This window comes from Nocardioides luti (assembly GCF_014212315.1).
In the GTDB taxonomy this organism is placed as follows: domain Bacteria; phylum Actinomycetota; class Actinomycetes; order Propionibacteriales; family Nocardioidaceae; genus Nocardioides; species Nocardioides luti.
This window is the reverse complement of the sequence record NZ_JACKXE010000001.1, coordinates 3170416-3196501: the sequence shown is the minus strand read 5'-3', so window position 1 is coordinate 3196501 and position 26086 is coordinate 3170416. Positions and strand designations below refer to the sequence as shown.

25 protein-coding genes are annotated in these 26086 nt (G+C 73.7%); 7 read left to right on the top strand and 18 right to left on the bottom strand.

Features of this window, described 5'->3' with window-relative positions:
- The first annotated feature begins 39 nt into the window (after positions 1-39).
- The gene (locus H5V45_RS15150; protein ID WP_185253694.1) at positions 40-1323 is read left to right on the top strand and encodes an MFS transporter; all 1284 of its coding nucleotides are present in this window, start codon (positions 40-42) and stop codon (positions 1321-1323) included.
- On the opposite strand, the gene H5V45_RS15145 is transcribed toward H5V45_RS15150, so the two are convergent.
- From H5V45_RS15145 to H5V45_RS15125, 5 genes are read right to left on the bottom strand one after another with little or no spacing between them, the layout of a single operon-like run.
- Positions 1289-3097, bottom strand: a complete 1809-nt coding sequence (locus tag H5V45_RS15145; protein WP_185253693.1) for a PAS domain-containing sensor histidine kinase — start codon at positions 3095-3097, stop codon at positions 1289-1291. The two genes, H5V45_RS15150 and H5V45_RS15145, sit on opposite strands and share 35 nt — an antisense overlap.
- Before the next feature lie 45 nt (positions 3098-3142).
- Positions 3143-3892: an SRPBCC family protein gene (locus tag H5V45_RS15140; protein ID WP_185253692.1), complete on the bottom strand. Its 750-nt coding sequence runs from the start codon at positions 3890-3892 to the stop codon at positions 3143-3145.
- Positions 3893-3899: 7 nt separating this feature from the next.
- On the bottom strand, positions 3900-4754 hold the full coding sequence (locus tag H5V45_RS15135) for an FAD binding domain-containing protein (RefSeq protein WP_185253691.1): 855 nt from the start codon (positions 4752-4754) through the stop codon (positions 3900-3902).
- On the bottom strand, positions 4751-7279 hold the full coding sequence (locus H5V45_RS15130) for a xanthine dehydrogenase family protein molybdopterin-binding subunit (RefSeq protein ID WP_343061580.1): 2529 nt from the start codon (positions 7277-7279) through the stop codon (positions 4751-4753). The genes H5V45_RS15135 and H5V45_RS15130 overlap by 4 nt, the downstream gene beginning before the upstream one ends.
- Complete coding sequence (locus H5V45_RS15125; protein WP_185253690.1) at positions 7276-7746, bottom strand: (2Fe-2S)-binding protein; 471 nt, start codon at positions 7744-7746, stop codon at positions 7276-7278. Before H5V45_RS15125 ends, H5V45_RS15130 begins: the two co-directional genes overlap by 4 nt.
- 380 nt (positions 7747-8126) lie before the next feature.
- Between H5V45_RS15125 and H5V45_RS15120 the strand changes: the two genes are divergently transcribed.
- The gene (locus H5V45_RS15120; protein ID WP_185253689.1) at positions 8127-8891 is read left to right on the top strand and encodes an aminoglycoside 3'-phosphotransferase; all 765 of its coding nucleotides are present in this window, start codon (positions 8127-8129) and stop codon (positions 8889-8891) included.
- A 69-nt stretch (positions 8892-8960) separates the two neighbouring features.
- Here H5V45_RS15120 and H5V45_RS15115 read toward each other — a convergent pair whose 3' ends face one another.
- The 13 genes from H5V45_RS15115 to H5V45_RS15055 all read right to left on the bottom strand — a co-directional run bounded on the left by H5V45_RS15115 (position 8961) and on the right by H5V45_RS15055 (position 22144).
- Complete coding sequence (locus H5V45_RS15115) at positions 8961-10196, bottom strand: transcriptional regulator (RefSeq protein WP_185253688.1); 1236 nt, start codon at positions 10194-10196, stop codon at positions 8961-8963.
- A gap of 73 nt (positions 10197-10269) precedes the next feature.
- On the bottom strand, positions 10270-11415 hold the full coding sequence (locus tag H5V45_RS15110) for an XdhC family protein (protein ID WP_185253687.1): 1146 nt from the start codon (positions 11413-11415) through the stop codon (positions 10270-10272).
- A complete protein-coding gene (locus H5V45_RS15105; RefSeq protein WP_185254681.1) occupies positions 11408-12598 on the bottom strand; it encodes a vWA domain-containing protein in 1191 nt (396 codons plus the stop codon). Before H5V45_RS15105 ends, H5V45_RS15110 begins: the two co-directional genes overlap by 8 nt.
- Positions 12598-13470: an AAA family ATPase gene (locus H5V45_RS15100; RefSeq protein WP_185253686.1), complete on the bottom strand. Its 873-nt coding sequence runs from the start codon at positions 13468-13470 to the stop codon at positions 12598-12600. Before H5V45_RS15100 ends, H5V45_RS15105 begins: the two co-directional genes overlap by 1 nt.
- 63 nt (positions 13471-13533) lie before the next feature.
- Positions 13534-14463 (bottom strand): endonuclease/exonuclease/phosphatase family protein, encoded by a 930-nt coding sequence (locus H5V45_RS15095; protein WP_185253685.1) that lies wholly within the window; start codon positions 14461-14463, stop codon positions 13534-13536.
- Between the two features lie 32 nt (positions 14464-14495).
- Positions 14496-15392: an aminoglycoside phosphotransferase family protein gene (locus H5V45_RS15090; RefSeq protein WP_343061579.1), complete on the bottom strand. Its 897-nt coding sequence runs from the start codon at positions 15390-15392 to the stop codon at positions 14496-14498.
- A gap of 35 nt (positions 15393-15427) precedes the next feature.
- Positions 15428-15985, bottom strand: coding sequence for an NTP transferase domain-containing protein (locus H5V45_RS15085; RefSeq protein ID WP_185253684.1), 558 nt, complete (start codon positions 15983-15985; stop codon positions 15428-15430).
- A gap of 27 nt (positions 15986-16012) precedes the next feature.
- Positions 16013-16648, bottom strand: a complete 636-nt coding sequence (locus H5V45_RS15080; RefSeq protein ID WP_185253683.1) for a hypothetical protein — start codon at positions 16646-16648, stop codon at positions 16013-16015.
- Complete coding sequence (locus H5V45_RS15075) at positions 16645-17190, bottom strand: sigma-70 family RNA polymerase sigma factor (protein WP_185253682.1); 546 nt, start codon at positions 17188-17190, stop codon at positions 16645-16647. The genes H5V45_RS15080 and H5V45_RS15075 overlap by 4 nt, the downstream gene beginning before the upstream one ends.
- A 231-nt stretch (positions 17191-17421) precedes the next feature.
- On the bottom strand, positions 17422-19050 hold the full coding sequence (gene groL / locus H5V45_RS15070) for a chaperonin GroEL (protein ID WP_185253681.1): 1629 nt from the start codon (positions 19048-19050) through the stop codon (positions 17422-17424).
- Between the two features lie 202 nt (positions 19051-19252).
- A complete protein-coding gene (locus tag H5V45_RS15065) occupies positions 19253-20104 on the bottom strand; it encodes an ATP-grasp domain-containing protein (RefSeq protein ID WP_185253680.1) in 852 nt (283 codons plus the stop codon).
- 259 nt (positions 20105-20363) lie between these two features.
- A complete protein-coding gene (locus H5V45_RS15060; protein WP_185253679.1) occupies positions 20364-21209 on the bottom strand; it encodes an ATP-grasp domain-containing protein in 846 nt (281 codons plus the stop codon).
- Positions 21210-21265: 56 nt separating this feature from the next.
- Entirely contained in the window at positions 21266-22144 is an 879-nt protein-coding gene (locus tag H5V45_RS15055; RefSeq protein WP_185253678.1) for an SGNH/GDSL hydrolase family protein, read from the bottom strand.
- 125 nt (positions 22145-22269) lie between these two features.
- On the opposite strand from H5V45_RS15055, the gene H5V45_RS15050 reads away from it, so the two are divergent.
- From H5V45_RS15050 to H5V45_RS15030, 5 genes are all read left to right on the top strand, one after another.
- Positions 22270-22635: a YciI family protein gene (locus H5V45_RS15050; RefSeq protein ID WP_185253677.1), complete on the top strand. Its 366-nt coding sequence runs from the start codon at positions 22270-22272 to the stop codon at positions 22633-22635.
- On the top strand, positions 22632-22997 hold the full coding sequence (locus tag H5V45_RS15045; RefSeq protein WP_185253676.1) for a YciI family protein: 366 nt from the start codon (positions 22632-22634) through the stop codon (positions 22995-22997). Before H5V45_RS15050 ends, H5V45_RS15045 begins: the two co-directional genes overlap by 4 nt.
- Positions 22994-24217 (top strand): RNA polymerase sigma factor, encoded by a 1224-nt coding sequence (locus H5V45_RS15040; protein WP_185253675.1) that lies wholly within the window; start codon positions 22994-22996, stop codon positions 24215-24217. Before H5V45_RS15045 ends, H5V45_RS15040 begins: the two co-directional genes overlap by 4 nt.
- A 152-nt stretch (positions 24218-24369) precedes the next feature.
- Positions 24370-25596 (top strand): DUF2157 domain-containing protein, encoded by a 1227-nt coding sequence (locus tag H5V45_RS15035; RefSeq protein ID WP_185253674.1) that lies wholly within the window; start codon positions 24370-24372, stop codon positions 25594-25596.
- A complete protein-coding gene (locus H5V45_RS15030; protein WP_185253673.1) occupies positions 25593-26081 on the top strand; it encodes a GDYXXLXY domain-containing protein in 489 nt (162 codons plus the stop codon). The genes H5V45_RS15035 and H5V45_RS15030 overlap by 4 nt, the downstream gene beginning before the upstream one ends.
- The last annotated feature ends 5 nt before the right edge of the window (positions 26082-26086 follow it).

Genomic DNA, 26086 nt, shown 5'->3' with positions numbered 1-26086 from the left:
GTGCCCGCCGTCGGTGGCGACTGGTTGACTTCTCGGGCGATGACGACCCTGACCGAGCCCCGCCCGTCCCTCTCCTCCTTCTGGCACGACCTCCCCCGCGACGGCAAGCTGCTGCTGTCCGTGGTCGTCTTCGAGTTCCTCGGCACCGGCCTGGTGCTGCCCTTCCACGTCGTCTACCTCCACGAGGTCCGCGGCTTCGCGCTCAGCGACGTCGGCCTGCTGCTCGGCCTGCCGCCGCTCGTCGGCTTCCTGGTCGTCGGGCCGGGCGGGGCGGCCATCGACCGGCTGGGGGCGCGGCGGATCCTGCTCGCCTCGCTGGGCCTGCTGATCGCCGGCGACGTGCTGCTGGCGTTCTCCTCGACGCTGCTCCTCGCCGGCACCGCCCTGGTGATGTCCGGCGTCGCCTTCGGCGTCTCGTGGCCGGCCTCGCAGAGCTTCATCGCCGCGGTCGTCCCGACCCACCTGCGCCAGCGCTACTTCGGGGTCAACTTCACCCTGCTCAACCTCGGCATCGGCATCGGCGGCCTGGTCGGTGGCGTCGTCGTCGACGTGGACCACCTGGCGACGTTCCAGGCGATCTACCTCGCGGACGCGCTGAGCTACCTGCCGCCGGTGTTCCTGCTGCTGGTGCCGCTGGCCGGCGTCGCCGGGCGCCCGGTCCACGACCACGACGAGCACCCCGCGGCGACGTACCTCGGCGTCCTGCGCCGCCCCGCGGTCGCCTCCCTGATGCTGCTCGGCTTCCTGGCGTCCTTCGTCGGCTACTCGCAGCTCAACGTCGGCATGCCGGCGTACGCCCGCGCCGTCGGCGAGGTCTCGACCCGCGCGCTGGGCCTGGCCTTCGCGGCCAACACCGCCGTCATCGTGGTGCTCCAGCTGGTCGTCCTGCGCCGGATCGAGGGGCTGCGCCGCACCCGCGTGATCGGGGTGATGGGGCTGATCTGGGCCGCGTCCTGGATGCTGCTGGGCGGCTCCGGGCTGGTGTCGGGCACCGTCGGCGCCACGATCCTGGTGGCGGCCTGCGCCTCGGTGTTCGCGCTCGGCGAGACCCTGATGCAGCCGACCATCCCGGCGCTGGTCAACGACCTGGCGCCCGACCACCTGCGCGGCCGCTACAACGCGCTCAGCTCGGCCGCCTTCCAGCTCGCCGCGATCATCGCGCCGCCGGTCTCGGGCGTGCTGATCGGGCACCACCTGGGCTCGGTCTGGATCGGCTCGCTGGTGGTGGGCTCCGTGCTCGTGGGGGTGTACGCCGTCGCGCGGCTCGAGCCGCAGCTCACCCCGGAGGTCAACGGGGTCCGGGTCCCGGCTCCAGCCCGCTAGGCGCGGCGAGCGGCAGCCAGCACACGACCTCGACGCCGCCCCCGGGGCGGCCCCGCATGTCCCAGTGCCCGCCGGCGATCTCGGCGCGGTCGCGCATGCTGCCGAGGCCGTGGTGGCCGGGCGAGGACGTGACCGCACCGTCCGGCAGCCCGACGCCGTCGTCGGCGACGGATACCTCGAGCCCCCCGTCGCGGCCGCGGACCGTGACGACCAGCGAGCGCGCCGCCGCGTGCTTGCGGGCGTTGACCATGGCCTCGCGGGCCACCCGGTAGGCCACGGCGCGGATCGAGTCGGGCGCCACCGGCTCGTCGTCGGCGTCGACGCGCCAGGTCGTGCCGCTCGTCTCGAAGAGGTCGCGGGCGGCGTTGTCCAGGGCGACGCCGAGCCCGTCGTCGAAGTCGGGTGGCTGCAGGTTGAAGACCAGCGCACGCAGGCGGCGGGTCGCGCCGGTCACCGACTCCTGCACCGGCACCAGGTCCGGCAGCAGCTGGGGCGCCTGGTCGCCGAGCTTGCGCGCGAGCAGCCCGAGCCGGAGGTCCACCGCGGCCAGCGCCTGCACCGGGTCGTCGTGCACGTCGTTCGCGATCTCGGCGCGCTCCTCGGACTGCGCCCGGACCAGCCGGTTGAGCAGCTCCTGGCGCTGGTCGGCCAGCCGGCGCAGCGCGTCCTCCTGGGCCATCCGGTCGGAGATGTCGCGCTGCACGGTGGCGAGGGCGAACGGCGCCCCGGTCTCGGGGTGGAGCATCAGGAAGCTGGCGATCGCCACCGGGATCGCGGGGCCGCCGTCGAAGCGGCGCAGGGTCGACTCGCCCTCCCAGTGCCCCTCGGCCTGCACGGCCGGCTGCTCGATCTGGAGCGAGGCCTCGATGCCCTCGGGCGTGAGGTAGTCGACGATGGTCGTCCTCGTGACGTCGACGTCGGCCGGCATGCCGATCTGCTCGCGTCCGGCCGGGTTGACGTAGATGACGCTGCCGTCGAGGGCGGCGATGGCGATGAAGTCGCTGGAGGCCTCCACGAGCGCCTGGTAGCGCTCGAGGTTCGCGTTCGCGCTCCGCAGCATCTGCTCGGCGCGGCGCAGCGCCGTGACGTCCTCGGCCACCCAACCGGTCCCCAGGCTGGCGCCGGTGGTCGGGTGCCGGAGGACGAAGACGGTCCCGTGCACGATCGTGGGCGGGTCCGACCCGACCAGGGCGATGTCCCCGGACCAGCGACCCTCGTCGAGGAGGATGCGGCGCATCTCCTCGACGTCCTCGGGCGCGACGTTCCCGGCGACGGTGCCCCACAGGCCTCGCTCGCCGATCTCGAGCCCGACCTCGGCGACCCGCGGGTTGACGAAGCTCGGCACCCCGTCGTCGTCCGCGAGGGCGACCAGGTTGGTGCTGGCGGCCGCCAGCGCCCGGAAGCGGGTCAGCTCGTCCCACGCGGCCTCGTGCTCGTCGTGCGCGACGGCGCAGTCCAGTGCCAGCGCGCCGTGCTCGGCGATCCGCGCGGCCAGGGCGCGGTCCTCGTCGTCGAGGGGGGCGGCACCGTCGGCCCGGGTCACGACCAGGGTGCCGTGCGAGCGGCCCTTCCAGGTGAGGTCCAGCCGGAGGTCACCAGCGCCGGAGGCGGCCTCGTCCGCCTCCCCGGCAGGGTCGGGGACGACCCGCACCGTGGCGTCGAGCACCGTGGCGCCGACCTGCTCGAGCAGGCGCGCGACGCCGTCGGCGTCGTCCTGACGACCGAGGTCGAGCGCCAGGTCGTCGGGGACTGCTCCCCTGCTCGCGCTCACCATGCCCCGAACCCTAGGACAGCGTCGCCGGTCGCAGCACGCATTCGCTCAGCGCCGGCGGACCAGCCACCCGATCAGGGCCAGCACGGCGAGCACCGCCGCGGCCGGCTTGGCGTAGGTCTTCAGCAGGATCGGCACGACGGTCGCCCCGAGGTTGAGCGCGTCGTCCTCCCGGGCGTGCTGCGGTGCCGACGTGACCGGTCGCAGCGGCGGTGCGGCCGCGGCGGCAGGAGCCGGAGGCGCGGCGGGCGCGGGTGCCTCCGCGGCCGCCGCGGCCTCCGGCGTACCGGCGTCCGCCACGGGGGAAGCGGACGTCGGCGGTGTGCCGGACCCGCCGGAGGGCTCAGGGGCTCCTCCGGCGAGCCGGGTCTCGAGGCAGGCCACGAACTGGCCCAGCAGCTTGTCGGACACGTCCTGCATCACGCCGCGGCCGAACTGCGCCGGCTTGCCGGTGATGTTCAGGTCGGTCACGACGACGACGTCGGTCGCGTCGCCCGCGGCCTCCGCCATGGTCAGCGTGACCTTCGCCCCCGCCGTACCGTTCCCGCGCTTGTCCTTGCCCTTCGCGTCGACGACGAAGCGGTGCTCCGCCTCGTCCTTCTCGACGAAGGTGCCCGAGCCGTTGTAGACGAGCGCGATCGGGCCGAGCTTCACCTTGCAGGAGCCCTGGAAGGTGTCGCCCTCGACCGAGGTGACGGTCGCACCCGGGAAGCACTCGGCCACGGACGCGATGTCCTGGAAGTGCGCCCAGGTCTGGTCGACCGTGGTGGGGACGGTGAAGCGGTGGGTGAGGTCCATCGGGTCGTCAGGCTCCTGCGGCCGCGAGCACGGCCCGTCGGGTGAGGACCGTGGCGAGGTGGGAGCGGTACGCCGCCTCGCCGTTCAGGTCCGAGGGCGGGTTGGTGCCGTCGGTGGCCTTCTCCGCGGCGGCGCGGACGGCCTCGTCGGTCGCGGGCTGGCCGGCCAGCGCCTCCTCGACGCTGCGGGCCCGGAGCGGCGTGGAGCCCATGTTCGTGAGCCCGACGCGCGCCTCGGTGATGGTGCCGCCCTCGACCTTGACCGCCGCGGCGACCGCGACGATCGGCCACTGGTGGGCCACCCGCACGAACTTCTCGTAGTGCGCGCCCCAGCCGGTGAACTTCGGGATCCGGATCTCGGTGAGGATCTCGCCCTCGGCGATGGCCGTCTCGAAGAGGTCGACGAAGAAGTCGTCGGCCGCCACGGTGCGGGTGCCGCCGCTGCCGGCGATCACGAACTCGGCGCCCAGCGCGAGCGCCGGGGCGCCCATGTCGCCCGCGGGGTCGGCGTGGGCCAGGGCCCCGCCGAAGGTCCCGCGGTGCCGGATCTGGGCGTCGGCGAGGTGCTCCACGGCCTTCGAGATCAGCGCGGCGTGCTCGGCGACCAGGTCGCTGGAGGCGACGTCGGCGTGCCGGGTCATCGCCCCGACGACGAGTGCGTCGCCGTCGTCACGGATGCCGCGCAGGGACTCGATCCGGTTGAGGTCGATGACGACCTCGGGGGCGTTGAGCCGCATCCGCAGGACCGGCAGCAGGCTCTGCCCGCCGGCCAGGATCTTGGCGTCGTCCCCGTGCTCGGCGAGCGCGGCCAGCGCCTCCTCGACCGAGGTCGGGGCCAGGTAGTCGAACTGGGTGGGGATCATGCGCTCGTTCCTCCGGTCGTGCGGTCGGTGGTGCCTTCCATGTCGCCGGCCTGGGCGGCCTCGGCGTCGAAGTGGTGCGCCGCGGCTCCCTCGGTCTCGGCCTGCGCGCCACCGCGGGCGTCGTTGATCGCCTTCCACACGCGCTCGGGGGTGCAGGGCATCCGGATGTCGTTGATGCCGAGGTGCCGGACCGCGTCGACGACGGCGTTCACGACCGCGGGGGTCGAGGCGATGGTGCCCGCCTCACCGACGCCCTTGGTGCCGAGCGAGTTGGTCGTCGCCGGCGAGGTGGTGTGGTCGAGGTCGAAGCTGATCGTGTCGGCCGCGGTGGGCAGCAGGTAGTCCACGAACGACCCGGACACGAGCGTGCCGGCGTCGTCGTACACCGCCTCCTCCCAGAGCGCCTGCGCGATCCCCTGGACCAGCCCGCCGTGCAGCTGCCCGGAGACGATCATCGGGTTGATGATGTTGCCGATGTCGTCGCAGGCGGCGTACTTCCGCATCGTCACCTGGCCGGTCTCGGTGTCCACCTCCATGGCACACAGGTGCGTGCCGTGCGGGTAGTTGAAGTTCACCGGGTCGTACGTCGCGTCGGAGTCGAGCGAGGGCTCCACGCCGTCCGGCAGGTTGTGCGCGGCGAAGGTCGCGAGCGCGATCTCCGCCATGGCCAGGCCCTGGTCGGTGCCCTTGACCGTGAACCGGCCGCCGGAGAACTCGACGTCGTCGGCCGAGGCCTCGAGCAGGTGGGCCGCGATGACCTTGGCCTTCTCGATCACCTTGTCGGCCGCCTTGACGACGGCCTCGCCGCCGACGACCAGCGAGCGCGAGCCGTAGGTGTCCATGCCCTTGTGCGCGATCTGGGTGTCGCCGTGCAGGACCTCGACGTCCTCGAAGGCCACCCCGAGGCGGTCGGCGACGATCTGGCTGAACGCCGTCTCGTGACCCTGGCCGTGGGCGGAGGCGCCGGTGAGCAGCTCGACCTTGCCGGTCGGCAGCATCCGCACGCTCGCGTGCTCCCAGCCGCCGGCGCCGTAGTCGAGCGAGCCCAGCACCCGCGACGGCGCGAGGCCGCACATCTCGGTGAAGGTCGAGACGCCGATGCCGAGCTGCACCCGGTCACCCGCGTCGCGGCGCTGCTGCTGCTCGGCGCGCAGATCGTCGTACCCGAACAGCTCCTTGGCCCGCTCGGTGGCGGCCTCGTAGTTGCCGGAGTCGTACTCGAGGCCGGCCACCGAGGTGAACGGGAACTCCTCGTGCTTGATCCAGTTCTGCTCGCGGACCTCGAGCGGGTCCCGGCCGAGCTCGGCGGCGAGCTCGTCCATCATCCGCTCGATGCCGTACGTCGCCTCCGGGCGCCCGGCGCCGCGGTAGGCGTCGGTCCAGGTCTTGTTGGTCAGCACCGTCTGGACGCTGAACTGGTAGGCCGGGAACTTGTAGATCGCGTTGAACATGAACGCGCCGAGCACCGGGACGCCGCCCCCGATGAGGGAGACGTGCGAGCCCAGGTCGGCCAGCAGCTCGACCTTGAAGCCGGTCACCGTGCCGTCCTTCTCGGCCGACAGGGTGAGCTTCTGCCACTGGTCACGCCCGTGGTGGGCGGCCATCAGCGACTCGGAGCGGGTCTCGGTGTACTTCACCGGCTTGCCGAGCTGGCGGGCCAGCAGGAAGGTGATGAACTCCTCCGGCGTGGTCTGCAGCTTGCCGCCGAAGCCGCCACCCACGTCGGGGGCGATCACGCGGATCTTGGCCTCGGAGACGCCGGTGACGGCCGCCAGCAGGAAGCGCAGCACGTGCGGGATCTGGGTGGCCGACCACATCGTGATCTGCTCGCCGGTCGGGTCCACGACCGTGGAGCGGGGCTCCATGAAGGCAGGGATCAGGCGCTGCTGGCGGTACTCGCGCTCGAGCACGATGCCGTCGCCCCGGGCCTTCTCGATGGCCTCGTCGACGTTGCCGCCGGTGCCGGCCTCGGCCGAGTCGAACTTCCAGAACGCCGACTTGTTGGTGCCCAGGTCGGGGTGCGCGAGCGCCCCCCCGTTGTCAGCACTGGCCTCGGCGGACTCCTTGAGGTCCAGCGCGGCGGGCAGCTCGTCGTAGTCGACGTCCACCAGCTCGGCGGCGTCACGCGCGGCGGCGGCGGAGCGGGCCACCACGACGGCCACGATCTCGCCGGCGAAGGTGGCGCGGTCGACCGCGATCGGCGGGTGCACCGGGGTGACCTGGTCGGGCGTGATCGGCCAGGCGTTGGGCAGGCCGCCCTGCTCCTCGGCAACGTCCTTGCCCGAGATCACCCGGACGACGTTCGGCGACGCCTCGGCCGCGGACTTGTCGACGTTGGTGATGGTGGCGTGCGCGAAGGGGCTGCGCACCATCGCGATGTGCAGCATGCCCGGGAGCACGATGTTGTCGGTCCAGCGCGTCCGACCGGTGATCAGCCGCTGGTCCTCCTTGCGGCGCCGGTCGCGCCCGATCTCCTTGCCCGCGTCGGGCTCGGTGGCGATCATCTCGTCCTCGGTGAGCGTCACGAGGCACCTCCCTGCGCGGCCGCGTGCTGCACGGCCTTGACGATGTTGTGGTAGCCCGTGCAGCGGCAGAGGTTGCCCTCGAGACCCAGGCGGATCTCCTGCTCGGACGGGTTCGGGTTCTCCTTCAGCAGGTCGACGCTCTGCATGATCATCCCGGGGGTGCAGAAGCCGCACTGGAGGCCGTGGCACTCGCGGAAGGACTCCTGCACCTGGTGCAGCTCGCCGTCCTTGGCCAGCCCCTCGATCGTCGTGACCTCGGACCCGTCGGCCTGCACGGCCAGGACGTTGCACGACTTCACCGACGTGCCGTCGAGATGCACGGTGCAGGCACCGCAGTTGCTGGTGTCGCACCCGATGACGGTGCCGGTCTTGCCGAGCTTCTCGCGGAGGTACTGCACGAGCAGCATCCGCGGCTCGACGTCGTCGGAGACCTGCGCCCCGTCGACGGTGAGGTTGATCTGGGTCATGGACGACTCCCTGAGGCGTGCGTGGCGGGTCCGGCCGACGGTGCTGGCCTGTGATGGGGCTCACGCTAGGCACGCCTGGTTGGGGAATGGTTGGGGTGGGGCTGAGCCGTGCACGAGGAACGAGTGCACGGCTCAGGCCCTCCCGGTCGAGCAAGCGCCACGACCGAGCTCGCGAGGTCGTGGCAGCGCGTCGAGACCCAGGAAGCCATCAGGTCTCGTCACGCCGCGGGAGGCAGCGCGTCGAAACCCAAGGCGCGGGAGTTTCATCGGCCGGCCGCTGAACCTGTCGGCGGGACGCTGATCCTTCGTCGTCCCGGCGCCAGTTTCGTCGGTCGACCGATGAAACTCCCACCTGCCCACCCTGGCCCTAGCCTCGTCGCATGGACCCCTGGACGCTCGTGGAGACGGGCTGCACCGACACCGTCGTACGCCGCAGCCCGGACGGGACGCGGCACGCGAAGACGGCCGCGACCCCGACGACACAGCGCGAGCTGGCCGACGAGCGCGACCGGCTGCTCTGGCTGGCGACGACGCCGGTGCCGGCGGCCGAGGTGCTCGACTGGTCCGACGACGGGACCACCGCGACGCTGACGACGGCCACGGTGCCGGGCGTCCCGGCCAGCGACCTGGGCCGGGGTGACGCCGAGGCCGCGACCGCCTCGCTGGTCGGGCTGCTGGTCACGCTGCACGCGCTGCCGATCCGCGACTGCCCCTTCGACCGGCGGCTGGGCACGACCCTGCCCCTGGCGGCCGCCGCGGTGGCCGCGGGCGAGGTGGACGAGGACGACCTCGACGAGGAGCGGGCGGGTCGCACCGCCGAGGACCTGCTCGAGGAGCTGACCTCGGCCGCGTGGCGGGCCCGCGACGAGGAGTTCCTCGACCTGGCCGTCTGCCACGGCGACGCGTGCCTGCCCAACGTGCTCGTCGACCCCGACACCCTCCAGGTCACCGGGATCGTCGACGTCGGCCGCCTCGGCGTCGCCGACCGGCACCTCGACCTGGCCCTGCTGTCGCGCTCGATGGCGGCCCCGCACCTCAACCCGGGGTACGGCGTGGTGCTCGCGGACCGGATGCTGGCGGCGTACCCCACCGAGGTGGACCCGTGGCGGCTCGACTTCTACCGGCTGCTCGACGAGTTCTTCTGAGCCCCACCACGCCTCGTGTGCCCCACGACGCGCCCCGGCGCGTCCTCGGGCACACGAGGCCGTCGGGCGTCAGCCGCGCGCGACCGCGAGCCGGCCCTTGAGCAACGGCACGGCGGGGTGCGGCTGGCCGGCCAGGCGGGCGAGGCAGACCTCGATCACCTCGGAGTCGTACGGCGCCAGCTCGCTGTACCGCACGACGGCGTCGGGCTGGGGGTCGGCGAGGAGGGCCTCGCGCAGCGCCACCGCGACGTAGTCGGCCAGCTCCCCGAGCGCCGGGGAGTTGGTGCCGGGCAGCAGGTCGCCGCCGTAGGCGTCGACGGCCGCGCCGACGTGGCCGCGGCGCAGCAGCCCGAGCACGTGCTCGACGTCGGTGGCGACCGGCATCATCAGCCGGTAGGGGCGCGAGGAGAGCTGGCCGCCCAGGGCCGAGCGCAGGTGCGACACCTCCGCCTTGAGCGTCGAGAACGTCACGGCCTGGTCGCCGTAGACCAGCGCGTGCAGCTGCTCGAGCGAGAGCCCCTCGGGGTGCATCGCGAGCAGGGCGAGCACCTCGGTCTGGCGGCGGTTGAGCAGCAGCCGCTGCCCGTCGAGCCGGGTCTCGGCGGTGCCGAGCAGCGTCATCACCAGGCCGGGGTCGTGGGTGGTCTCGCCGAGCACCGAGGTCGGGTGGTGCGCGGAGTGCGGCATCGCGGTCTCGATCAGTCGCGCGAGCACCCGGGCGGTCGCGAGCCCGATCGGGTGGGTGCGGTCCCAGGTCGTCGAGAGGTCGAGGACCCCGAGCTGGGCGCCGGTGACGGGGTCGTGGACCGGCGCGGCCCAGCAGACCCAGTTGTGCACGATCGGGGCGTAGTGCTCGGCGCTGAACACCATCGAGGGGTGGTCGAGCCGGTTGGCGAGGTCCAGGGCGTTGGTGCCGACCGACAGGTCGTCCCAGCGGCCGCCGGCCACGAAGTTGACGGTCTCGGCCTTGCGGCGCATCACGCGGCCGCCGTACGTCCACAGGATGCGGGTCTCGGCGTCGGTCACCGCCATCACGAGGTCGCCGTCCTCGCAGGTGCGGCGCAACTCGGACTCGACCCGCTCCACCGCCTGCTGCAGCGGCGAGCCCTGCCACAGCGCGGTCGTCTCGCCCTCGTCGGCGAGCGGCGCCTCGGTCACGTCCGGCGAGATCGCCGCCACCGAGCGGGTCCAGCTCGTCAGGATCTCCGGGCGCACCAGCGGCTCGGCCCTGTCGCCGTGCTCGACGAACGAGGTCCACGCGCGGACGGCGTCGTGCCGCCGCTCCTGGAGGTCACCGGCAGCCATGGCCGCTCCTTGTCGGGGGGTCTGCGCCGACGTTAGCACCGGGTCGGTGACCGGCGTCACACCCGTCGGGAGCTCAGCTCTCGCCCGGTGCCAGGTCGCGGTGGATCCGCCCGTCGGTGGTCACCAGCCGCTCGCCGGTGCCGCCCCAGCGGCCCGCGATGATCTCCGCGGCGATGCTGATCGCGGTCTCCTCGGGCGTGCGGGCCCCCAGGTCGAGGCCGATCGGCGACGACAGCCGCGCGATCTCCTTCTCCTCCAGGCCGGCCTCGCGCAGCCGCGCCAACCGGTCGTCGTGGGTGCGCCGCGAGCCCATCGCGCCGACGTACGCCGCCTCCGGCAGCCGCAGCGCCACCTCGAGCAGCGGGACGTCGAACTTCGGGTCGTGCGTCAGCACCGTGATCACCGTCCGCGGGTCGATCCGGCCGGCGTCGCGCTCCGCCGCGAGGAAGCGGTGCGGCCAGTCGACGACGACCTCGTCGGCCTCCGGGAAGCGGCTGGTCGTCGCGAAGACGGGCCGGGCGTCGCACACGGTCACGTGGTAGCCGAGGAAGCTGCCCACCCGGGCCACCGCCGCGGCGAAGTCGATGGCGCCGAAGACCAGCAGCCGCGGCTTGGGCGCGAAGGCCCAGACGAAGACCCGCATCCCCTCGCCCCGGCGCTCGCCGTCGGGCCCGTAGGTCAGCGTCGCGTTGTGCCCGCTGGCCAGCAGCCCGAGGGCGTCGTCGTGGATGGCGTCGTCGGCGCGGGCGCTGCCGAGCGACCCGGACAGCGCCACCTCGGCGTCGGGGCGTACGACGAGCCGCCGCCCGAGCCAGGCGGGGTCGGGGTGCTCGATGACGGTCGCGAGGGCGACCGGCCGGCCGGCCTCGATGTCGGCGGCGATCTCGCCGAGCTCGGGGAAGGTCTCGCGGCTGACCTTCTCGACGTACACGTCGAGGATGCCGCCGCAGGTCAGCCCGACGGCGAAGGCGTCGTCGTCGGAGACGCCGTACCGCTCGAGGACGGGGGTGCCGTCCTCGACCACGGACTGCGCGAGCTCGTAGACCGCGCCCTCGACGCAGCCGCCCGAGACCGACCCGACCGCGGACTCGTCGGGGCCGACCAGCATCGAGGCGCCGGCCGGGCGCGGAGCGGACTGGAAGGTGGCCACGACGGTGCCGACGCCGACGGTCTCGCCGGCCTCCCACCAGGCCAGCAGCTCGGACAGGACGTCACGCACGGGAGACCACCTCCACGAGGTCGGCGAAGGTCGCGAGCGAGTGCCCGGCCAGGAAGTCGTCGATGTACGGCAGGGCGGCGACCACGCCCTGCTGGACCGGCTCGTAGCCGGCCTTGCCGCGGTGCGGGTTGACCCACACGACGCGGTGCGCGACCCGGTGCAGGCGCGCCATCTGCTCGGCCAGCAGGCTCGGGTCGCCCCGCTCCCAGCCGTCGCTGAAGACCACGACGACGGCGCCGCGGGCCATGCCCCGCTGGCCCCACCGGTCGAGGAAGAAGCCGAGCGTCTCTCCGAGGCGGGTGCCGCCGGACCAGTCGGGCACGGTCTCGCCGGCGGCCACGAGCGCGCGGCTCGGGTCGCGCTGCTGCATCGCGCGGGTCAGGTGCGTGAGCCGGGTGCCGACCGTGAAGGTCTCCACGACGCCGCGCCGGCGGCCACCGGCGGCGGACCCGGCGCGGACCGACTGCGTGAACCGGTGGGCGAGGCGCAGCAGCGCGTCGGCGTAGCCGTTCATCGAGCCCGAGACGTCGATGAGGAGCACCACGCGCCGCGGCCGGACGCTCCGTCGCCGCCACTCGATGTCGGCCGGCTCGCCCATCCGGCGCAGGCTGGCGCGCAGCGTGCGGGACGCGTCGACGTCGCCGCGGTGCCACGACCGGTGCCGGGCGGTACGACGGGTCGGCGGTCGCGGCTGCAGGGTCGCGAACATGCCCGAGAGCCGGTGCTTCTCGGCGGCGGTCATCGCGGCGACGTCGCGGTGCCGGAGCACCTCGGTCTCGCTGGCCATCGCGCGGACGACCTCGTCGGGCGTGGTCGTGCCCTCGCCGCGGGACTCGTCGGCCGGGAGCTCGCCGAAGGTCGGGTTCGTGGCGGGGGCGGCCGGTCGGGTGCGGGGCAGGCCGTCGCGGGCGTTGAAGAACGCCTCGAAGACCTGGTCGTAGCGCTCGAGGTCGTCGGGGCCGGCGCACAGGGTGGCGCGACCGGCGCGGTAGGTCGCGCGCTGGTCGTCGAGGCCGAGCAGCGCGACGGCGGCCAGGAAGCCCTGCGAGCGGTCCTGCGTGACGGGGACCCCCGCCGCCCGCAGCGCCCGGGTGAAGCCCAGCAGCACCTCGTCGGCGCCACGGACCCAGTCGGTGGCGGCCTCGGGGCCGCCGGGTCCGCTGGTCGTGGCCGTCGCGACCATCACGCGCGCAGCATCTGGTCGAGCGCGTGCCGGACCTTCTCGGCGTCCTCGCGGTACTTCACCAGCGCGCCGAGCGTGGCCGACGCCGTGGCGAGGTCGAGCCCGGTCGTCCCGAGGTGGTGCAGCGCGCGGGCCCAGTCGAGGGTCTCGGCGACCCCGGGCGGCTTCTGCAGGTCGTGGCGGTCGCGGAGCTGCTGCACCACGGTCACCACCTGGCGGCCGAGCTCCTCGGAGACCTCGGGCGCGCGGGAGCGGACGATCTGCACCTCGCGCTCCAGACCCGGGTGGTCGATCCAGTGGTAGAGGCAGCGCCGCTTCAGGGCGTCGTGCAGCTCGCGGGTGCGGTTCGAGGTCAGCACCACGATCGGCGGGGTGGCCGCCTTGACGGTGCCGAGCTCGGGGATCGTGACCTGGTAGGTCGAGAGCACCTCGAGCAGGAACGCCTCGAACTCGTCGTCGGCCCGGTCCACCTCGTCGACGAGCAGCACCGCCGGGCTCTGCTGCAGCGCGGCGAGCACCGGCCGCGCGAGCAGGAAGCGGGCGTCGTACAGGCTCTTCTCCGCCTCCTCGGGGTCCGCTCCCCCGGCCGCCTCCAGCGCGCGCAGGTGCAGGATCTGGCGCGGGAAGTCCCAGTCGTAGAGCGCCTGGGTGGCGTCGATGCCCTCGTAGCACTGCAGGCGGACCAGCGGCAGGTCCAGGCTCTCGGCGAGCGCCTCGGCCAGCGCGGTCTTGCCGGTGCCGGGCTCGCCCTCGAGCAGCAGCGGTCGCTGCATCCTCAGCGCGAGGAACGCGACCGTGGAGAGCGCCTCGTCGCAGAGGTACCCCGTCTCGCCGAGGCGTGCGGACACGTCGGCGGTGCTGTCGAGCTCCATGTCCGCAAGGCTACGGGGGCGGCGTTGGCCCATGGTTGGACCGCCGCCGGCCAGCGGCCCCGCTCAGGGCGTGGGGACCGGCGGGAGGATCGGGTAGGTCGCGGTGATCGGGTAGTGGTCGGAGGCCTTGATGCTGCGCCAGACCTTCTCGGCCACCGGCACCTGACGGCCCCAGATCTGGTCGAGGTAGGCGCCGCTGCGGGTGCCCGAGCCCTGGTTCGGCAGCTGCTCGGGGCGCAGCTCGTAGTGGGCGACCATCCCGAGCTTCGTCAGCGTCGCGTAGGCGAACTGCTTCTTGTGGAACTTCTCGTCGGCCGGGTAGTGGTCGTTGAAGTCGCCGAAGACGTAGACCTCGTCGTCCGCCCAGTCCTGCTCCTCCGCGACGACGTCCGCGAGGCCGGCCACCGAGTCCGCGTAGAGCGCGCACAGCTTCGGGTGGGCCTTGATGCACTTGCCGCCGTTGACCCCGCCGGTGACGAGGTGGACGTTGATCACCGAGAGGGTGCGGCCGGTGGCGAGGTGCTGGAGCCGGACGACCGTGGCGATCTGCGCCTTGCGGTAGTGCGGCACGCCCTCCTTGCCGATCGAGCGGGCCGTCGCGATCTTGGCGCCGCGGGCCGCGACCTGGTCGAACACGTCGTCGCGCCAGATGACGGGGTTCTGCTGGAGCGACGCGGGGCGGTAGCTCTCCCAGCCCTTCATCCGCATCAGCGCCTTGGTCTTGTGCCCGGTGTTGACCTCCTGCAGGCCGGCCACGTCGACGTGCTTGCGGAAGGTCGCGACGGCCCGCGAGAACTTCTTGGTGCTGCGGTCGGCGCGGATGTTGTAGCTGCCGATGTCGATGAGGTCGGCGGCCGCCCCGCGGTGCGCGGTGGCCTGCTGGCCGGCGTGGGGCGCGGAGGCGGCGACCGGCGCCGCAGCGGCCGGCAGGGTGCTGCCGACCGCGAGGGTCAGCAGGAGCGCGAGTGGTGACAGGGCCCGGGACAGTGTCATGGCCCCCACGCTAGGCGCCGCACAGGCTCCCGTCAGCGGGTTCGCAACAACCGTGCGGCGCTCTCCAGGAACCACCGCCCCATGGACTCGGCCCCGAAGTCGGTCACGTAGAGGCCGGTCGAGACCCGCTCGAGGAACGCCCACTCCCACACCCGCTGCTCGTCCGAGCCGGCCTGTCCCGCGAGGAGCGCGCAGAGGCGCTCGAGCTCCGCGCGCGGCCGGTCATCCGTGACCTTCCAGTCCCGCAGCGTCACGCCGAGGTCGTACGCCGGGTCCGCGCGGAAGCCGTCCGGGTCGACGAAGACGTAGCCCGACGCGGCGCCGGGCCGCGGCACGTCGACCCGCAGGGCGTTGGCCGCGTGCGCGTCGCCGTGGACGACCACGCAGGCGTCGGGGTCGTGGGCGGCGGCGCGCGCCTCGGCGTAGGCCAGGGCCTGCGCAAGCACCTCCGGGTCGCAGGCTCCGGGGTGCCGCGCGTCGAGGTCGACGACCATCTGGTGGAGCGTGCTGCCCTTGTCCTCCCCGGGCGCGAGGACGGGCGCCGTCCCGAGCGGCACCGTCCACGCCTCGGCGAGGGTCCGCGCCAGGATCTCGAGCTTGCGCTCGACGGGCAGCACGGCCCGGTCCAGCGAGGGTCCGAGCGCCTCGAGCAGCAGGGCGCCCCGCTCGACGTCGTGGTCGAACAGGTGGGCGTAGCCGCGACCCTCGGCGGCCACCAGGGTGCGCGACTCGTCGGCGAGGTCCGGGTCGGCCAGCACCAGCTTCACGACCCTGGGTGCGCCGTCGCGGGTGGTGGCGGAGACGACGTACGACGCACTGCCGCCGGGCAGGGCGCGGCCCAGGGTCAGCCCCCACTGCTCGGCGAGCTCGGCGAGCACACCCGGCAGGCCCTCGGCCCAGGCGCGGCCGGCCTCCCCCAGCGAGGCCACCCGGGCCCGGGTGAGCGGCTGGAGGCGGATCTCGCTCAGGGGGTGTCCTGGTCGGCGCCGGTGGCGAGGTCGCCGCACTCGACGAGGAAGACGGCGTGGGTGGCGAGGTAGTCGCGCGCCCCGCGGTCGCCCGCGGCCACCTCGATCACGCCGTGCCAGTGGTCGCGGCCGATCAGCACCGGGTGGCCGGGCTCCCCGTCGTACGACGCCCGCGCGAGCGTGCCGCGGTCGGTGCCGAGATCGGTGACCCGGCGCACCACGTCGGCGCCGACGTCGGGCAGGTCCACCAGCGTGACGACCGCCGACTCGGCGTCGCCGTCGGCGAGCGAGGCGAGCCCCGTGCGCAGGGAGGCGCTCATGCCGTCCGCCCAGTCCGTGGCGAGCACGACCTGGGCGGTGGTGCCGTCCAGCAGCGGTGCGGCCTCGTCGGCCCCCGCGCCCAGCACGACCGTCACCGCGTCGCAGCCGCCCTCGGTGAGGGCCCGGACGCCGCGGACCAGCCACGGCTCCCCGGCCTCGTCACGGACGAGGGCCTTGGGGGTGCCCATGCGGGTGCCGGCACCGGCGGCGAGGAGGATTCCCTGGAGAGTCACGCCCCCACCTTGGCACGCGGCTCCCGGTCAGGACGCGAAGGCCTCGTCGTACAGCGCCGCGAGGTCGGCGGTGTACGGCCCGCTGAAGCCGCACACCGAGACCTGCCCGTTGGTCGAGGAGATCAGGTAGCGGCCGTTGTCCTCGAACTTCACGGCCCCGACCAGCTGCTGCATCGCCTCGGGCGCCGCGGTGATCGTGACGACGTCGGTCGCCGGGCCGGCGTACACGTGGCTCGGCACGAGCGTGACGACGCCGTCGGTGATCTTCTGCACCGTGCCGTCGAACGCGAGGGTCGCCTGGCCGAGCACCGCGGCCGACGGCACCATGCACTTGGCGTCGACGCCCCCGGACGGACCGGTGAGCTCGGTGACCGTGGGGGTCTGGTCGCGAGCCGCCGACGGGGGCTGGTCGCTGCCCGCGTCGTGGCGGAGCACGCCGAAGGCGCCCACCGCGGCGATGATCACGGCGGCCGCGGCGGCGACCAGCCAGGTGAGCGGGCTCCGGCCGTGCGTGCCGGTCTCGCGGGTCTCGGTCATCAGGTCGTTGCTCATGGTGTCCTCCAGGAGTCTGGCCACCCGGGACGGGTCGGCCGGCGCGAGGGAGGCCGCCGGGTCGACGGCGCGCAGGCGGGCCCTCAGCTCGTCGTCGTGCTCGTCACTCATGACGTCCTCCCCTCTCTCGACCCCTCATGTCCGGCAACACCGCTGGTCTTTCGCAGCTCGGCCCGCAACTTCTCCCGGGCCCGGTGCAGCCGGATGCTCGCGGCGTTCGCGGTGATGTCCAGGACGGTCGCGATCTCGGCCGGCGTCAGCTGCTCCCACGCCCACAGCCGCAGCAGCTCGGCGTCGTCGGGGCGCAGGCGGGCGAGCGCCTCGTCCAGGCCGGTGTCCGGGCCGCCGTCGGCCTCGCCGGGGCCGGGTGCCGTGGCGGCTGGCGGGTCCACGGTCGCGACCCTCGCCGCCACCCGCTGCTGGCGGCGGGCGCCGCGGTCGGCGTTGGCCAGGCAGTGCCGGGCCACGCCGTACGCCCACGGCAGCGGCTCGTCCGGCAGCTCGTCCAGGCGGCGCCAGCAGACCAGCAGCGTGTCGCCGAGGACGTCGTCGGCGGTCGCGGCGTCGGTACGCCGGGCGAGGAAGCGCCGCAGCGGCTCGATCAGCCCGGGCGCCACCGCCTCGAAACGGTCCCGTCTCGTCTCCGCGTCCACGACCCCCACGCTGCCACACGTCGCGGGACGCAGAACGGCCCCGGTCCGAGGACCGGGGCCGTTCCTTCGATCGACAGGTGGCGAGACCCGTCGACCAGCTCTGGTGCGTCGTGCTTCTGAGGCGACCCGGTCACGAGACACGTCGCATGTCCCGCGCTGCGCGCGGTGCGTGCCGACGCTCCTCGACCTGACACCGGGGTGCTGTCCGGGCTTCGCCCGGACAGCCGGTGCTCAGAAGTCCATGCCGCCCATGCCACCCGAGGGGTCGCCGCCCATGGGCGCGGCCTTCTCGGGCTTGTCGGCCACGACGGCCTCGGTGGTGAGGAAGAGCGCCGCGATGGAGGCGGCGTTCTGCAGCGCGGAGCGCGTCACCTTGGCGGGGTCGATGATGCCGGAGGCGATCATGTCGACGTACTCGCCGGTGGCCGCGTTCAGGCCGTGACCCGGGGTCAGGTTGCGGACCTTCTCCGCCACGACGCCGCCCTCGAGGCCGGCGTTGATGGCGATCTGCTTGAGCGGGGCCTCGGTCGCGTACTTCACGATGTTGGCACCGGTCGCCTCGTCACCCTTGAGGTCCAGCTTGGCGAACGCACCGACCGCAGCCTGCACGAGCGCCACGCCGCCACCGGCGACGATGCCCTCCTCGACGGCCGCCTTCGCGTTGCGAACGGCGTCCTCGATGCGGTGCTTGCGCTCCTTGAGCTCGACCTCGGTGGCCGCGCCGACCTTGATGACCGCGACGCCGCCGGCCAGCTTGGCCAGGCGCTCCTGCAGCTTCTCGCGGTCGTAGTCGGAGTCCGACTTCTCGATCTCGGCGCGGATCTGGTTGACGCGACCGGCGATCTGGTCGGCGTCACCGGCACCCTCGACGATGGTGGTCTCGTCCTTGGTGATGACGACCTTGCGGGCCTGGCCGAGGAGCTCGATGCCGGCCGTCTCGAGCTTGAGGCCGACCTCCTCGGAGATGACCTGGCCACCGGTCAGGATCGCGATGTCCTGCAGCATGGCCTTGCGGCGGTCACCGAAGCCCGGGGCCTTGACGGCGACGGACTTGAAGGTGCCACGGATCTTGTTCACGACCAGCGTGGACAGGGCCTCGCCGTCGACGTCCTCGGAGAGGATGAGCAGCGGCTTGCCCGACTGCATGACCTTCTCGAGGAGCGGCAGCAGGTCCTTGACCGACGAGATCTTGGAGTTGGCGATCAGCACGTAGGGGTCCTCGAGGACCGTCTCCATGCGCTCGGGGTCGGTGACGAAGTACGCCGAGATGTAGCCCTTGTCGAAGCGCATCCCCTCGGTGAGCTCGAGGTCGAGCCCGAAGGTGTTCGACTCCTCGACGGTGATGACACCTTCCTTGCCGACCTTGTCCATCGCCTCGGCGATGATCTCGCCGACGGTGGGGTCAGCGGCGGAGATCGAGGCCGTGGCCGCGATCTGCTCCTTGGTCTCGATGTCGATGGCCATGTTCGAGAGCTGCTCGGACACGGCGGCGACGGCCGCCTCGATGCCGCGCTTGAGGCCCATCGGGTTCGCACCCGCGGCCACGTTGCGCAGACCCTCGCGGACCATCGCCTGGGCGAGGACCGTGGCGGTGGTCGTGCCGTCACCGGCGACGTCGTCGGTCTTCTTGGCAACTTCCTTGACGAGCTCGGCCCCGATCTTCTCGTACGGGTCCTCGAGCTCGATCTCCTTGGCGATGCTCACACCGTCGTTGGTGATCGTGGGGGCGCCCCACTTCTTCTCCAGCACGACGTTGCGGCCCTTGGGACCGAGGGTGACCTTGACGGCGTCCGCGAGCGTGTTCATGCCACGCTCGAGGCCGCGTCGGGCCTCCTCGTTGAAAGCAATCAGCTTCGGCATAACTCCTGCGATCCTTCGCAATTCAGAGTTGGGGCGGACCGGTTCGTTGCCCGCGACGGACGACCAGGCTGCCCGGCGAACCCTTCCCGCCGGCGCTTCTGACCTCAACTCCCCGGACCGGGGATTGTTGTCACTCTCATGACGAGAGTGCCAGCCTCATGTTTAGCACTCGCCCCCCGCGAGTGCAAGAAAGTGCCGGCCGTCAGAGGCGCGACGCGACCAGGTCCGCGAACGGCCCGGCGGTCGTGGACGAGACGTCGAGGTACAGCCCCGGCTCGATCAGCTCGACCTCGCTGACGACGAGCCCGCCGTCGTACGCCATCAGGTCGATGCGTCCGTAGTCGAGCGAGCGACCCAGGACCCGCTCGGTCGCGGCCATCGCCGCGAGGGCCGCCTGGGCCGCCGCGGGCTCGACCGGCACCTCGCGGGTGGCCCCGCCGTACAGCTCGTGCACCCGGATCTCGTCGCCCGACGGCTGCTTGTGCAGCTGGGCGACCGGGTGCCCGTCGATCACGTAGACCGAGGTCTCGCCCTGCGTGCGCACCGACTCCACGACCGGCTGCGCCACCCACGGCGGGAGCACCAGGCCCTGCAGGGCCGGGTCCTGCCGGTGCGCGATCACGAGGACGCCGACGCCGCTGGCACCGGTGCGGGGCTTCACCACGATCGGGCCGAACGCCGCCAGGGCGGCCTCGAGGTCGGGGACCAGGGTGCGGTTGCCGACCAGGAGCGTCGGCACCACGGCGACCTCGGCGGCGAGCTCGAGGAGGTAGGCCTTGTCGGCGTTCCAGGCGAAGACCTCCGCGCCGCCGTTGAGCACCGGCGTGTGCTCCTCCACGGCCCGCACCCAGGTCAGGAACTCCTCGCACCTGCGCTGGTAGTCCCACGTCGCCCGGACCACCACCAGGTCCGCCGCCGCCCAGTCGACCTCGGGGTCGTCCCAAACCTCCCAGCGCGCGTCGATGCCGCGCTCGGCCAGCGCCGCCGTCAGCGTCTCGCCGCCGAACTCGCCGTCCGGCAGGAGGTTGAAGGTGGCGAGCAGCACGAGGGGCACCGGGCGAGCCTAGGGACTGGCTCCGGGGCGGGCCACCGAAAAGATGCGGGCCGATGGAGGCCGGTGGTGCGACCGGGGCGTTCGGGGTCTGGGGCGGCCCACGCCATGACGCGCGAAGCACCTGGCCCACGGCGTGTCGGGTGCTTCGCGCGTCATGACGGCGACGCCGGGCTGATCCACCGCGAGGGTGGTTTCGAGACGGTTGCCGGAGCAACCTCCTCAACCACCGAGGTCAGCACCCTCCTCGGCCACCGAGCCGTCAGAGGCGGGCGACGACGGCGTCGGCGAACGGGTCGGCGTTGAGCGGGAGGACGTCGAGGTAGAGGCCGGGCTCGGTGAGCTCGATCTCGCTGACGACCAGGCGGCCGTCGTACCGCATCATGTCGACCCGGCCGTAGACGATCTCGGCGCCGAGCAGGTCCACAACGGTGGCGATCGCCTCGGCGGCGAGGAGGGCGGTCTCGTCGGCGAGGCCGACCGGCAGGGAGTGCCCGCCGAAGCGCTGGTGCACGCGGATGTCGCCGTGCGCGGGCAGCTTGTCGACCTGGCTCACCGGTCGGCCGTTGAAGACGAAGACGGAGGCCTCGCCCTCGTCGCGGACGGACTCGACGAGCGGCTGCACGACCCAGGGGCCGTGGTAGCCGTCGGGCGGCGGCAGCCAGCCACGCCCGCCGCGGACCACCTCGATGCCCCCACCGCCGGAGCCGACGCGCGGCTTCGCGACCGCGAGGCCGAACTGGACGGCCGCCGCGCGCAGGTCCATCACGTCGTCGACGACGACGGTCGGGACGACCGGCAGGCCGGCGTCGCCGAGCTCGACCAGGTAGTTCTTGTCCGTGTTCCAGCGGAAGACGTCGGCACCGTTGAGCAGCGTCGGCCCGACGCCGGCCGCCCACCCGAGGAACTCGCCCAGCCGCAACGTGTAGTCCCAGACCGACCGGACCGCGACGGCACCAGCGGCGCCCCAGTCGACCGAGAGGTCGTCCCAGACGACCCAGCGGCTCTCCACGCCCCGGCTGGCGAAGGCCGCGTCCAGCGCCGCGTGGCCGGGCTCGCCGTCGACCCACTCCTGGCAGGTCACCAGCAGGACCGGGGGCTCGCTCACACGATCTCCTCGAGAAGACGGGTGATGGGGACAGTAGCCGACCGATATGTCCCCCGTCAGGCACCGAGCCCGCCCGGCGCGGCCGGCACGGCGGACGCGGCCGGCACCGGGAGGTGGTGCCCGAACGGCACCCGGTCCTCGACCCCGAGCGCCGCGAGCACGGACGGCAGGATCGCCTTGGCCGTCCGGCGGTAGCCCATCGAGGAGGGGTGGAAGCGGTCGAGGCTGAACATCTCGTCAGGGTTCGTGATGAAGAACGGGCCGACGACGTGGGCCAGCGAGACCGCGTGCGCGCCCGAGCGGACGGCGGCGGCCTCCTGCGCCCGGGCGAGCTGGCGCGACGCGCGCGAGCCCAGCGACCGCAGCGGCTGCGGCACCGGCCGCAGCGCCCCGAGGTCGGGGCAGGTGCCGACGACCACCGCGGCCCCGCGCTCGCGCAGCCGGGTCACGGCGTCCTCGAGGTGGCGCACCGACTCGGTGAGCGGCACCCGGTGGGTGACGTCGTTGCCGCCGACGACGATCACCGCGACGTGCGGGCGGTACGACGGGGCGAGGCCGTCCAGCTGCGCGCCGAGCATCGACGACTCGGACCCGACGCGGGCGGCGGTCGTGAGGTGGACGGTGCGCCGGGTGGCCTTCGCGAGCCGACCGGCGAGCCGGCCACCGAGGGTCTCCTGCGGCAGGTCGGCACCGAGACCGGCGGCGATCGAGTCGCCGAGCAGCAGCAGCTCGACAGGGTCGCCGTACTTCTTCTTGTAGCGGCCGTCGGCGTCCGGCGCGACCTCTCCCAGCCCGTGCCCGACGACCCGGCGGGCGGCCTCCCCCTGGCGGTGCAGGAACTCGCGGGCGGCGTACAGCACGCCCCCACCGGCGAGCCCGGCCCCCGTGGCGACGAGGGCGGCGGCGGCGAGCAGGCGGGGCGACGGTGGGCGCATGCACCCGTTCAACCACCCCGACCTGAACGGCCCGGGCGAATCCCGTGTGCGGGAGGTGTCGATTTCGTCCCTCCCCGACCGTCATCCCGGTGACAGACTCATCCGCACGAGCGAGAGGAACCACCATGACCGAGTACGTCGTGCTGCTGCCCGGCAACGAGAGCGCCTGGGAGTCGGCCACCGAGGAGCAGCGCTCCGAGACCTACGCCCGCCACGGGGAGTTCGCCCGGCTGCTCGCCGAGCGCGGGCACACCGTGACCGGCGGCAGCGAGCTGACCCACTCCCGCGGCGCCCGGGTGGTGCGGAGCGGGGGTGACGGCGTCGTCGTGACCGAGGGGCCGTACGCCGAGACCGTCGAGCAGCTCACCGGCTTCTACGTCGTCGACACCGACGACCTCGACGACCTCCTCCAGGTCGCCGGCGTGCTCGCCGGCGTCGAGGGCGCCGTCGAGGTCCGCGGCACCGTCGACCACTCGGGCGGTGCGGCATGAGGATCCTGGTGCTGCTGACCGAGGACGACCCGGCCGCCTGGGAGCGGGCGAGCGACGAGGAGCGGGCGGCGGTCTTCGAGCACCACTACGCCTTCGACCGCGCGGTCCGCGAGCGCGGGGAGCTGCTCGCCGGCGAGGCGCTGGCGGGCGTCGAGACCGCCCGGACGCTGCGCACCGTCGGCGGCGAGCGCGTGGTCACCGACGGGCCGTACGCCCAGACCGTCGAGCAGCTCGGCGGCTTCTACCTGATCGACGTCCCCGATCTGGACGCCGCGGTCGAGCTCTGCCGGGTGCTGCCCGCGGGGTACACGATCGAGGTCCGGGCGGCCGTCGACATGGAGGACTACGACCCCGGCCGATGACCGACGACCCGTACGCCGTCCGGCTCGAGGAGCTGCTGCGCGACGAGTGGGGCCGGCTGATGGCGCTGCTCGTCGCGCAGTACCGCCGCCTCGAGCTCGCCGAGGACGGCCTGGCCGACGCCTTCGAGGCCGCGGCCCGGACCTGGCCGGACGACGGCGTTCCCGGCAACCCACCGGCGTGGCTGCTCACCGTCGCGCGGCGCCGGGTGGTCGACCGGCTGCGCGCCGAGGCCGTGGCGGCGCGGCGGATGCCGGAGCTCGCGGTCGAGGCCGGGCTCAGCGAGGAGGCGCAGCGCACGATGGCGGATGCCGGCGAGGTGGTGGTCGACGAGCGGCTGCGGCTGGTGCTGCTCTGCGCGCACCCGTCGCTGTCGCCGGAGGCCGCTGCGGCCCTGACCCTGCGGCTGGTCCTCGGCGTGCCCACCGCCGACATCGCGCGGCTCTTCCTGGTCGGGACGCCGACGATGGCCGCTCGCCTGACCCGGGCCCGCAAGAGCCTGGCCGGCGAGCGCTTCGCCGTCCCGTCCGGCCCCGAGCTGGAGGAGCGGGTGTGGCTGGTGGCCGACGTCGCCTACCTGGCGTTCACGGCCGGCTACGCGCCCGGCTCGGGGACGGACGTCCTGCGGGCGGACGTCGCGGGCGAGGCGATCCGGCTCGTGCGGGTGCTCCGCTCGCTCCTGCCGGACCGCTTCACCGACCTCGATGCGCTGCTCGCCCTGATGCTGGTGCAGCACGCCCGCCGCGACGCCCGCGTCGCCGACGGGCGCCTCGTGCTCCTGCCCGACCAGGACCGCTCCCGGTGGCACCACGACGAGGCCGCCGAGGCGCTGGCGCTGCTCGTCCCGCTGGCCTCCGCCCCGGCGACGCCCTACCTCCTCCAGGCGCTGATCGCCGCCGAGCACGCGATCGCGCCGACCTCTGCCGCCACCGACTGGGCCCGGATCGCGGAGCGCTACCGCGAGCTCGAGGACCTCACCGGCTCCCCCGTCGTCCGGCTGAACCGGGCCGTCGCGGTCGCCGAGGCCGACGGCCCCGCGGCCGGGCTGGCACTGCTGGACGGGCTGGTCCTCCCCGGCCACCGGCTGCCCGCGGTCCGCGCCGAGCTGCTGGCCCGCTGCGGTGAGCTGGACGCCGCGCGCACGGCGTACGACGAGGCCGTCGGCCGCTGCGGCAACCTCGCCGAGAAGGCGCACCTGATCGAGCGCCGCGCCCGCTTGTAACGCGGTGTCCACGTAGCTGGTGCGGTGCTGCAACGGTTGTTTCGCGACGTGGACACCGCGTTACAGGAGGCGCGGGCGGTCGAGCACCCACCGCGGCCGGGTTGAGTGCGCGTACCCATCCCCCGTGCCGCCCGGCGCCCGACGCTGGGGCCATGAGCATCGACGCGCCCCTCCGTCCCACCCCCGCCGCACCCACGACGCACCTCGCGTCCCCCACGCAGCTCGCGTGGCTCACCCGGGAGCTCGTCCACTGGCAGGCCGACGGCCTCGTGGACGCCGAGCAGGCCGAGCGCCTCCGGCACCGCTACCGCCCCAGCCGCCGGCTCTCGCTCGGCCGCCTCCTCCTCGGCCTCGGCGCCGCCTTCGTCGGCACCGGCCTGATCTGGCTGGTCGCCGCCAACCTCGACGGCCTCGCCCCGCTCACCCGCTTCGGCGTGGTGACCGTCCTCTGGCTCGCGGCCCTCGTCGGCGGCGAGGTGCTCGCGACCCGTCGCACCCACCACCCCTCCCTGCCGTCGCCCGTCGTCGGCGCCGCCCGGCTCCTCGCCGCGCTCACGTTCGGCGCCGTGGTCTTCCAGGCCGCGCAGAGCCTCCAGGTGCCGGCGTACGAGCCGCTGCTCGTCGGTGTCTGGGGCCTCGGCGCGCTCGTCCAGGCGTACGCCGTCCGCGCGGTCATGCCGCTGCTCGTCGGGCTCGCCGCCACGACCGGGTGGTTCGTGTGGGCGGTGGTCGCCGCGCAGGCCAGCGGCCTGGCGGTCGTGCTGTGCCTGATGACCGCGGCGCTGGTCGCGGTCTCGGTCGGCGCGCTGCACGAGCGCGGCCGGGCCGCCTTCGCCGCGTGCTGGCGCACCACCGGCGCCCTGCTCGGCCTGGCCGGGCTGTTCACCGCCGCGCTGCCGTTCGTCGACGCCCGCGAGGCGCACTGGTCCGGCCCGCTGGTCGCCGGCCTGGCCGTGGCCGCGCTGCTGGTCGCGTCGGCGGTGGCGCTCGCCCCGGCCGACGTCCGCCTCGAGCCCGTCGCGGCCACCGTCGCCTTCGCCGCCGCCGTCGGGCTGGTGGCCTGGGACGCCGGGGCCGACGCCTCCGGCCCGCTGCAGGCCGGCGACGTCGCGCACGCCCTCGTCAGTGTCGGGGTCTACGTCGTCGCGGCGGTCGCCGTCGCGATGCTCGGGACGCTGCGCGACAGCGGCCTGCTGACCGCGCTGGCCACCGTCGCCCTGGTCGTCTTCACGACCTTCCAGAGCTTCTCGGTCTTCGCCCGGATCGTCGAGGGCGCCTGGCTGTTCGTCCTGCTCGGGACCGTCTTCGTGGCCACCGGGCTCGTGTTCGACCGGGCTCGCCGCGAGCTCGCCACCACTCTCGAAGGAGCCACCCGATGAGCACCGTCCCCACCACCGTCGCCGTCGTCGCCGCGGTCCAGCTCGCCCTCGTCGGGGTCGCGGTCGCACCGCGGCTGTCGGCGTACACGACCGGGGAGGAGTACCGCGTCGCCGTGGCCGCCGTCGACCCGGTCGACCCGTTCCGGGGGGCCTACGTCGACCTGGCCTACCCCGGCGTGCAGCCCGCGCGGCACCCGAGGCGGGAGGGCTGGCAGCCGCCGGCGCCCGGCACGGTCTACCTGCCGCTGCGGCAGGAGGGCGCGGTCTGGGTGGCGGACGGCTACGAGCGCAGCCGGCCGGGCCACCCGCCGTACCTCACGTGCGAGAGCGACGGGTGGGACGTCGACTGCGGCATCGGCAGCTGGTTCGCCGACCAGGACGAGGCCGCCCGGCTCGGCGAGCGGCTGTCCGCCCACGGCGGCACCGCGACCGTCCGGGTGGACGGTCGCGGGCACGCCGTGCTCGTGGCGGTCGAGCCGGGCTGAGGTCG

Coding starts and splice junctions, on each gene's coding strand:
- H5V45_RS15150 (WP_185253694.1), top strand. CDS start 40: ATGACGACCCTGACCGAGCCCCGCCCGTCCCTCTCCTCCTTCTGGCAC.
- H5V45_RS15145 (WP_185253693.1), bottom strand. CDS start 3,097: ATGGTGAGCGCGAGCAGGGGAGCAGTCCCCGACGACCTGGCGCTCGAC.
- H5V45_RS15140 (WP_185253692.1), bottom strand. CDS start 3,892: ATGGACCTCACCCACCGCTTCACCGTCCCCACCACGGTCGACCAGACC.
- H5V45_RS15135 (WP_185253691.1), bottom strand. CDS start 4,754: ATGATCCCCACCCAGTTCGACTACCTGGCCCCGACCTCGGTCGAGGAG.
- H5V45_RS15125 (WP_185253690.1), bottom strand. CDS start 7,746: ATGACCCAGATCAACCTCACCGTCGACGGGGCGCAGGTCTCCGACGAC.
- H5V45_RS15120 (WP_185253689.1), top strand. CDS start 8,127: ATGGACCCCTGGACGCTCGTGGAGACGGGCTGCACCGACACCGTCGTA.
- H5V45_RS15115 (WP_185253688.1), bottom strand. CDS start 10,196: ATGGCTGCCGGTGACCTCCAGGAGCGGCGGCACGACGCCGTCCGCGCG.
- H5V45_RS15105 (WP_185254681.1), bottom strand. CDS start 12,598: ATGGTCGCGACGGCCACGACCAGCGGACCCGGCGGCCCCGAGGCCGCC.
- H5V45_RS15100 (WP_185253686.1), bottom strand. CDS start 13,470: ATGGAGCTCGACAGCACCGCCGACGTGTCCGCACGCCTCGGCGAGACG.
- H5V45_RS15095 (WP_185253685.1), bottom strand. CDS start 14,463: ATGACACTGTCCCGGGCCCTGTCACCACTCGCGCTCCTGCTGACCCTC.
- H5V45_RS15080 (WP_185253683.1), bottom strand. CDS start 16,648: ATGAGTGACGAGCACGACGACGAGCTGAGGGCCCGCCTGCGCGCCGTC.
- groL (WP_185253681.1), bottom strand. CDS start 19,050: ATGCCGAAGCTGATTGCTTTCAACGAGGAGGCCCGACGCGGCCTCGAG.
- H5V45_RS15055 (WP_185253678.1), bottom strand. CDS start 22,144: ATGCGCCCACCGTCGCCCCGCCTGCTCGCCGCCGCCGCCCTCGTCGCC.
- H5V45_RS15050 (WP_185253677.1), top strand. CDS start 22,270: ATGACCGAGTACGTCGTGCTGCTGCCCGGCAACGAGAGCGCCTGGGAG.
- H5V45_RS15045 (WP_185253676.1), top strand. CDS start 22,632: ATGAGGATCCTGGTGCTGCTGACCGAGGACGACCCGGCCGCCTGGGAG.
- H5V45_RS15040 (WP_185253675.1), top strand. CDS start 22,994: ATGACCGACGACCCGTACGCCGTCCGGCTCGAGGAGCTGCTGCGCGAC.
- H5V45_RS15035 (WP_185253674.1), top strand. CDS start 24,370: ATGAGCATCGACGCGCCCCTCCGTCCCACCCCCGCCGCACCCACGACG.
- H5V45_RS15030 (WP_185253673.1), top strand. CDS start 25,593: ATGAGCACCGTCCCCACCACCGTCGCCGTCGTCGCCGCGGTCCAGCTC.